Here is a 6945-nt window from a genome sequence, read left to right as displayed (position 1 = left end):
GTGGCTGGGTCGTGGAAATGCGACTACCTGGGGTATGGGATGAGTTGGCACTCGCAGCCTAGACTGCGAGTGGCAACCATGAGCCTGCGCCGTGTGCGCGACCGTCTCAGGGAACTGCTGCGAGGGGTGCGGGGCCACAAGATGGCGAATGTCATCGAGCGGGTAAACCCGGTGCTGCGAGGCTGGGCAGGCTACTTCAAGCTCAGCCAGAGCAAGCGTCCACTGGAAGAGCTGGATGGCTGGGTCAGGCACAAACTTCGCTGTGTCATCTGGCGGCAATGGAAGCAGCCCTCTACGAGGGCGCGCAACCTGATGCGCCTGGGATTGAGCGAGGAGCGTGCCTGCAAGTCGGCCTTCAATGGCCGAGGCCCGTGGTGGAACTCAGGAGCGCCGCATATGAATCAGGCGCTGCCGAAGAAGCTATGGGACAGACTTGGACTGGTCTCGATACTGGATACGATCAATCGGCTTAACCGCATGGCCTGAACCGCCGTGTACGGAACCGTACGCACGGTGGTGTGGGAGGACGGCGGCCGTGAGGCCGCCTCCTACCCGATTGCGTATCGGAAAGTTTCCGATGTGGGTTTGGGGGCTTCTGAAACGCCCGCGAATGCGGGAGCCCAGGAAATCCGCAGGACGCGTTCCTGTGTAGGAGCCAGCTTGCTGGCGATCATTGCGGCATATGGGGTGTATCGCCGACAAGCCGGCTCCTACCGGTCTGTGCGTCGACTGCAATCCGTAGGCTGGCGTTGTCGTTGTGATCCGAGAGTGTTGTTGACTCATGCGCCCACGCAGAGCGTGGGTGCTATTTTCGTCCCTGGCTGGTCTGGCGCTGAGCTGGGGTGTTTCACCGTCGCCGTAGGAGCGGATTTATCCGCGATTCTCGGACGCACCCGCTAACGCAGTACGTAGGGTGGGCCGGGCGGCGATCCGCTTCAGCCCACCAAGGTCTGCCGCTGTTGGTGGGCTGAGGCCCACCCCACCACTTGCACGCTTAGAACTGCGTGTCCTGCAAGCCCATCGCGCACCTAGCGCGGATACAGCGGCGGCAGCGCGCTGCTTTCCTGCGGGGCTGCGCTCGGCTCCTGGCTGGCGGGCAGGCTGCGAATGGCTTTCCACAGCTCTTCGCCTTGCCAGAACTGGCCGCTTTCGCTGTACAGGGCACCGTTGAGACCGTCGAGAGCATCCGACAACGGCACGTAGCGCGCGGCCATGTCGGCCAGGGTTTCCGGTTGTTGGCGAGCCCAGGCGTCGAGTGCATGACGAGTGGCCTGGGCATCGCCGGCCTGGCAGGCACGCTTGATGTCGTCGAGCAGCGTGCGCGGGCTCGGGCCACTCTGCGCCGCGCGCTGGATCGCCGGTTGGCGGCGGGCATGCCACCACAAGCCGAAGCCGAGCAGCGTGGCCAAGCTCAGCACAGCGCAGGCCAGCTGCCAGGGCCACAGTTCCGGCCCCTCGATCACCTGGGTCGTCACCATCGGCGTATTGGGTTGTTCATCGTTCTGCAGTTGCGGGTTTTCCGCGACCTGCAGGGTACGGGCCGACAGTGTCGTGCGCTCCAGCGTGTCGGTCTGGGTGTTCCACCAGACTATTTCCAGCGGTGGCAGTTCGAAATTGCCTGCCCGGCTGGGCACCAGTGCTTCGCGCTCCTCGCGGGTGCCGACGATACCGTTCTCGCTTTTCTGATCGTCCATCTGCGGTTGATCCGGGTAACGACGCAGGCCGTCGACCTGGGTTGCCGGCAATGGTGGCAGCTGGGCGCTGGAAAGGCCGTCGACCTTGAGAATCAGGCGGCGGGTCAGGGAATCGCCAACCTGGCTCTGTTCTGGTTGTGGGTTCCAGGTTTCCGCCAGGCCCAGGGCGCGCGCCGGTAGCCAGGGCACTTCAGCCGGGTAGTCGGCCGGCTTGGGTTTGACCTGCAGCGGAATGTCCGGTGATTTGACCCGCGAGACCTTGCCGGTGCGTGGCCCGAAGGGCAGGAAATCATTGTTGCGCGAGCGGTCGACCAGGGTGGCGCTGAAGGTCTGGCCCGGGATCACCAGTTGTCCGCTGCGCTGCGGGTAGATGGCGTACTGAAACTCGATCACGCCGTGTAGCACGCCGCCGATGCTCTTCTCGTAGGTGCGTGGTTCGCCCAGTTGCTCGACACGCGCATCCGCGATGCGCAGGGGCGTCAGGCTGCTGTCGTCGTACATGGACACCGAGTGGTAGATGCGCAGGGTCAGCACGGCCTGGGCCTGGACGTAGACGCTCTCCTGATCGAGGCTGGCATCGATGAATACCGGTGCCAGCTGTTCGCCGTTGCCGGCGCTGACGGCTGCCTCGACATTCAGCGTGATCGGCAGGGTTTCGGCGTCTTCCAGGCGGATTGCCGGGATCGTCACCTCGCCGTTGCGGCGTGGCTGCAGGGTCAGGATCCAGCGAGTGCTGGCGCGTGGCGTATCGCCGATGCTGCTCAGGCGATTGACCTGGCGGCTGCCAAGTACCTCGAAGTCTTTATCCAGCGGGCTCAGGTCGGGTCGGCCGAAGCGGGTCGGGTCGGTCGACTCCAGCGTCAGCACCACGGTTTCGCCCTCGCTCAGGCGAGTGCGGTCGACGCTGGCGAAAAAGGCCTCTGCATGGGCCTGCCCCGCGAGCAGTAGAAGAAGCAGGAAGACCAGACGCTTCATTGATTCGAGTCCTGACGCTGTTGCTGTTCATACCAGAATTTGCGCCGCAGCAATTCGGCCGGGTCATCCGGTATTTGCCGCAGCCATTGTTCCAGCGCCTGTCGGCGTTCCGCCGCCGTGCCCAGATCGGCTGCCGTGCGGGGTGGCGCAACGGGCTCGGCGTCGCTCGGGAGTTCACTGCTGGTGCTGGGCTGGGTGTCTTCCCCGGCGCCATTGGCGCTGCCCTGTACGTCGCTGTTTTCACTGCTCTCACCGCTACTGCCCGGCTGGGTAGGCTGTGCGGCACTACTCTCGGCGGGCTGGCCGGCCGGCGATTCATTCGGCTGTGACTGCTCGTTGGCGTGTTCCTGCTGCTCGGTCGAATCACCCTCGCCGGATTGCTGCTGATTTTCGCGCTGACGCAGCGCTTGTTCCACCAATGCTTTGTTGTGCTGCGCCGCGGCCAGCTCCGGCTGGCGCTCCAGGGCCTGCTCATAGGCATCCAGCGCTGCCTCCAGTTCGCCGGCCTTGGCCAGGGCATTGCCGCGATTGTAATGATCGGCTGCGCTGTCGCCCTTGGCGAAACGTTCTGCGGCGGCGGCATAATCCTCGGCCTCATAGAGTGCCTTGCCCTGCCACTGTGGATCGACGAAGCGCTGCGCTGCCTCGGCCGGGCGTTGTGCCTGCAGCAGGCGCTGGCCCTGTTGGTCGGGGCGCAGCCAGAGGTCGTCGAGTCCGAAGGCGTGGCTGCTTTGCGGTGGCAGCATCAGCAGCAGGGGCAGGCAGAACAGCCAGCCGCGCCGCCCGGCACAGGCGGCGAGTAACAGCAGGGGCAGCAACAGCCAGTAGCCCTGGTCGACATGGCTGTCGAGCTGCGTTGGCTCGCCGGCAGCGCGCATGGTCTGCGGGCTATCGAGCAGGCCCAGGCGACGCAGGTCTTCATCGTCCAGGCGCATGGAGGCGTAGCGGCCACCGTGGTTTTCTGCGGTCTCCTGCAGGCCGCGTGCATCGAGGCGGGGAATCAGAATGGCGCCGCGCGAATCCTTGAGGAAGCTGCCATCTTCCTGTGCCACGGGTGCGCCTTCGCGACTGCCCACGCCGAGAATCAGCAGGGGTACCGAGTGCTTTTGCAGCGCTTGCTGGATGCCGCTGCGTTCCTCTTCAGAGAGGGCACTGGTGATCAGCAGCAGGCGACCCTGGCCCAGCTGCGTTTGGTCGAGCAGCTGCAGTGCACGCGCCACGGCCAGATCGGCACGGCGACCCGGCTCGGGCATCAGCGAGGGCTTCAGCGCTTCGAGCAAATTACGGCTGGTGGCCAGGTCATCGGACAGCGGCACCAGGCTGTGTGCGCTACCGGCATAGACGATGATCGCCGTCTGTGCATCGCGACGCGCTTCGAGCAGATCGAGCAGCTTGCGCCGGGTCTGTTCCAGGCGGTTGGGGCGACCGTCGGTGGCGAGCATCTGCGGCGTCAGTTCGAGCAGCACCACCAACGGATCGGCAGGCTTCTGGTTGCTCTGCTCGACGCGCTGCCAGCTGGGACCGAGCAGCGCCAGTACGGCCAGCAGCCAGGCCAGGCCGAGTGCCAGCCAGGGCAGCTTGCTGGAGCGGCCGCTGCCACCCTTGAGCAGCGCCTGATGGAAGGCCGCTGGTAACAGGAGTTGCCAGCGCCCGCTCTGGCGCTCGCGATGCCACAGGCGCCAGAGCAGCCAGGCCAACACAGGCACTGCCAGCAGCCACAGTGGGCGCAGCCATTCCGGCCAGAGCAGGCTCATGTACGCCTCCGCAGCCGCTGCAGCAGCTCGGGCCACAGTACCTGACCGACCAGCAGCAGCGAGCCCAGCAGCGCCAGCGCCAGCGGCCAGGGATAGAGGGCCAGGACCGGGCGGGCGAGGGTAGGTTGCTGGGCGACCGGCTCGAGACGGTCGAGGGTCAGTTCGATCTGCTCCAGCTCGGCCTGATTGCGTGCACGGAAATACTCACCGCCAGTGACGTCGGCGATCGCGCGCAGGCTGGTTTCGTCCAGATCCAGGGCGCTGAAGCCGAAGCTGCCGAATGCACCGCTTTGCTGCGGATCGGCGCCGATGCCGATGGCATAGATGCGCACGCCCTCATCGGCGGCCAGTTGCGCGGCGACCATCGGATCGATCTCGCCGCCGTTGTTGGCGCCGTCGGTGATCAGCACCAGCACGCGGCTCTGCGCCGGGCGCTGGCGCAGGCGCTTGACCGCCAGGCCGATGGCATCGCCGATGGCGGTGTTCTTGCCGGCGATGCCGATCATGGCTTCGTCCAGCCAGGTGCGCACCGTGTGACGGTCGAACGTCAGCGGTGCCTGCAGATAGGCCTGGCTGCCGAACAGGATCAGGCCGACGCGATCACCCCGGCGGCCTTCGATGAAGTCGCCGAGCAGGCGCTTGACCAGTTCCAGGCGGCTGATCGGCTCGTCGTCCCACTGCATGTCGGCGTAATCCATCGAGCCGGAGACATCCACCGCCAGCAGCAGGTCGCGGCCGCTAGCCGGCAGCGGCAGCGGCTCACCGACCCACTGCGGTCGTGCGGCGGCGCACAGCAGCAGAAACCAGAGCAGCGCCAGCGGTGCTTGTTGGCGCCAGCTGGGCAGTGCGGCGCGGGCGCGGCGCCCGCTGAGGGCCTGCAATTCGTCGAGAAAGCCGACACGCAGCGCCGCATCGCCGCTGTCGGCTGGAGGCAGCAGCAGGCGCAGCAGCCAGGGCAGCGGCGCGAGCAGAAAGACCCAGAGCCAGGCGAACTCAAACATGCTTGCGAATCCAGATGGTGATGGCCTGATCGAGCTCCACGATGGCCTTGTCGCTCAGGGTGCACTGCGGTTTGTAACTACCGTCGACGAGGATCATCCAGCGGGTCAGGCCGGCTGCCGGGCAGCGGTTGTCGAGAAACGCCAGCCAGGCGCGGCTGCTCAGGGTGTGGCTGGCGCTCTCTGGATAGCGTTCGCGGCACAGGCGCTTGAGCAGGGCGTTGAGCTGCTGCAGCCAGGGGCCGGCCGGGGCGCCATCGTAGGGTTTGCTCAGGCGCGACAGCTCATCGAGGGCTGCCTGGCGCAGTGGGTCGAGCGCCTGCTCTGTCGTCACCTTGCGCGGGCGCTGCTGCCAGTTATGCAGCAGGCGCCACAGGCCCCAAGCCAGCAGTGGCAGGAGTACCGCGAGCAACCACCAGCCCGGTGCCGGAGGCCACCAGGGCACCGGCGGCGGGTCGATCAGCGGTTGCAACTGGTCGAGGGGATTCATAGGGATTTTCTCGCCTGCAGACCGCTGAGCTGTTCCTGCAACTGCTCGACCAGTTCGAGCTGCGTGCTCAAGGGTAGCAGCGGCACGCCAAGCTTCTGCGCCAGACGCTGCCAGCGCGCTTCACGGGCCAGGGCCTGGTTGCGGTAGGCCTGGCGCAGGTCACCGTTGTGGCTGTCGAGCTCCAGTTGCGCGCCGTTCTGGGTAAAGCGCAGCAGCCCGGCAGCCGGCAGGGCGCGATCGAGTGGATCGGACAGCGGCAGCAACAACAGATCGGTATGGCGCGCGAGCAAGGTGAGTTGCTGCTCGGCGTTGTCGCTCAGCGCACGTTCGTCGCACAGCACGATCACCAGGCTGCCTGGGCGTAGTACTTCGCGAGCGCGGCGCAGGGCTAGGCCGAAGTTGTCGCGGCCCGTGTTGGCCTGGCTCTCCGGGCCGAGCGCCTGGTTGGCACGGGCCAGCAGATTGAGCAGTTGCAGCAGGCTCTGCTTGCTGCGCCGGGGTTTCACTTCGTGATGTTCGTTGTCGGCGAACACCAGGCCGCCGATGCGGTCGTTGTGGCCCAGCGCGGCCCAGCCGATCAGCGCGGCGGCGCGCGCGGCCAGCACCGACTTGAAGCACTGGCCGGAGCCGAAGAACAGGCGCTGGCTCTGCTCGGCGATGATGAAGATGGGGCGTTCGCGCTCTTCGTGAAACAGCTTGGTGTGTGGCTCCTGGGTGCGCGCGGTGACGCGCCAGTCGATGGTGCGCACGTCGTCACCGGCCTGATAGACACGCACTTGGTCGAAGTCCACGCCACGGCCGCGCAGCTTGGAGTGATGCAGGCCGATCAGTGGGCTGCGGCGTGCCGGGGTGGAGAACAGCGGCACTTCATGCACTTTATGGCGCATGTCGATCAGCTCGCCGAGGGCGATATGGATGCCGGGTGTCGGGGTTGGGCTGGACATATCGGTCTCACGCCATCTTGCCGTGCTCCCTCGCCCATTCATGGGCGAGGGCTGGGGAGAGGGTGGAGCGTTTCGCTGCCCTCTCCCCCG

At 66.2% G+C, this 6945-nt stretch carries 6 protein-coding genes; 1 reads left to right on the top strand and 5 read right to left on the bottom strand.

Features of this window, described 5'->3' with window-relative positions:
- Nucleotides 1-486: group II intron maturase-specific domain-containing protein (locus DBO86_RS08710; protein ID WP_279630231.1), on the top strand; the 486-nt coding region annotated here is incomplete at its 5' end.
- 542 nt (nt 487-1028) lie between these two features.
- On the opposite strand, the gene DBO86_RS08705 is transcribed toward DBO86_RS08710, so the two are convergent.
- Genes DBO86_RS08705 through DBO86_RS08685 form a run of 5 tightly spaced genes read right to left on the bottom strand, consistent with a single transcriptional unit; the run spans nt 1029 to nt 6855 of the window.
- Nucleotides 1029-2669: a BatD family protein gene (locus DBO86_RS08705; protein ID WP_108233478.1), complete on the bottom strand. Its 1641-nt coding sequence runs from the start codon at nt 2667-2669 to the stop codon at nt 1029-1031.
- Nucleotides 2666-4423, bottom strand: coding sequence for a VWA domain-containing protein (locus DBO86_RS08700; RefSeq protein WP_108233477.1), 1758 nt, complete (start codon nt 4421-4423; stop codon nt 2666-2668). The genes DBO86_RS08705 and DBO86_RS08700 overlap by 4 nt, the downstream gene beginning before the upstream one ends.
- On the bottom strand, nt 4420-5424 hold the full coding sequence (locus tag DBO86_RS08695) for a vWA domain-containing protein (protein WP_074856742.1): 1005 nt from the start codon (nt 5422-5424) through the stop codon (nt 4420-4422). The genes DBO86_RS08700 and DBO86_RS08695 overlap by 4 nt, the downstream gene beginning before the upstream one ends.
- Nucleotides 5417-5911, bottom strand: coding sequence for a DUF4381 domain-containing protein (locus DBO86_RS08690; protein WP_108233476.1), 495 nt, complete (start codon nt 5909-5911; stop codon nt 5417-5419). The genes DBO86_RS08695 and DBO86_RS08690 overlap by 8 nt, the downstream gene beginning before the upstream one ends.
- On the bottom strand, nt 5908-6855 hold the full coding sequence (locus DBO86_RS08685; protein ID WP_108233475.1) for a DUF58 domain-containing protein: 948 nt from the start codon (nt 6853-6855) through the stop codon (nt 5908-5910). Before DBO86_RS08685 ends, DBO86_RS08690 begins: the two co-directional genes overlap by 4 nt.
- Nucleotides 6856-6945 lie beyond the last annotated feature (90 nt).

Source organism: Ectopseudomonas oleovorans (genome assembly GCF_003052605.1).
GTDB classification, from domain to species: domain Bacteria; phylum Pseudomonadota; class Gammaproteobacteria; order Pseudomonadales; family Pseudomonadaceae; genus Aquipseudomonas; species Aquipseudomonas oleovorans_A.
This window is presented reverse-complemented; position numbering and strand designations above follow the sequence as displayed.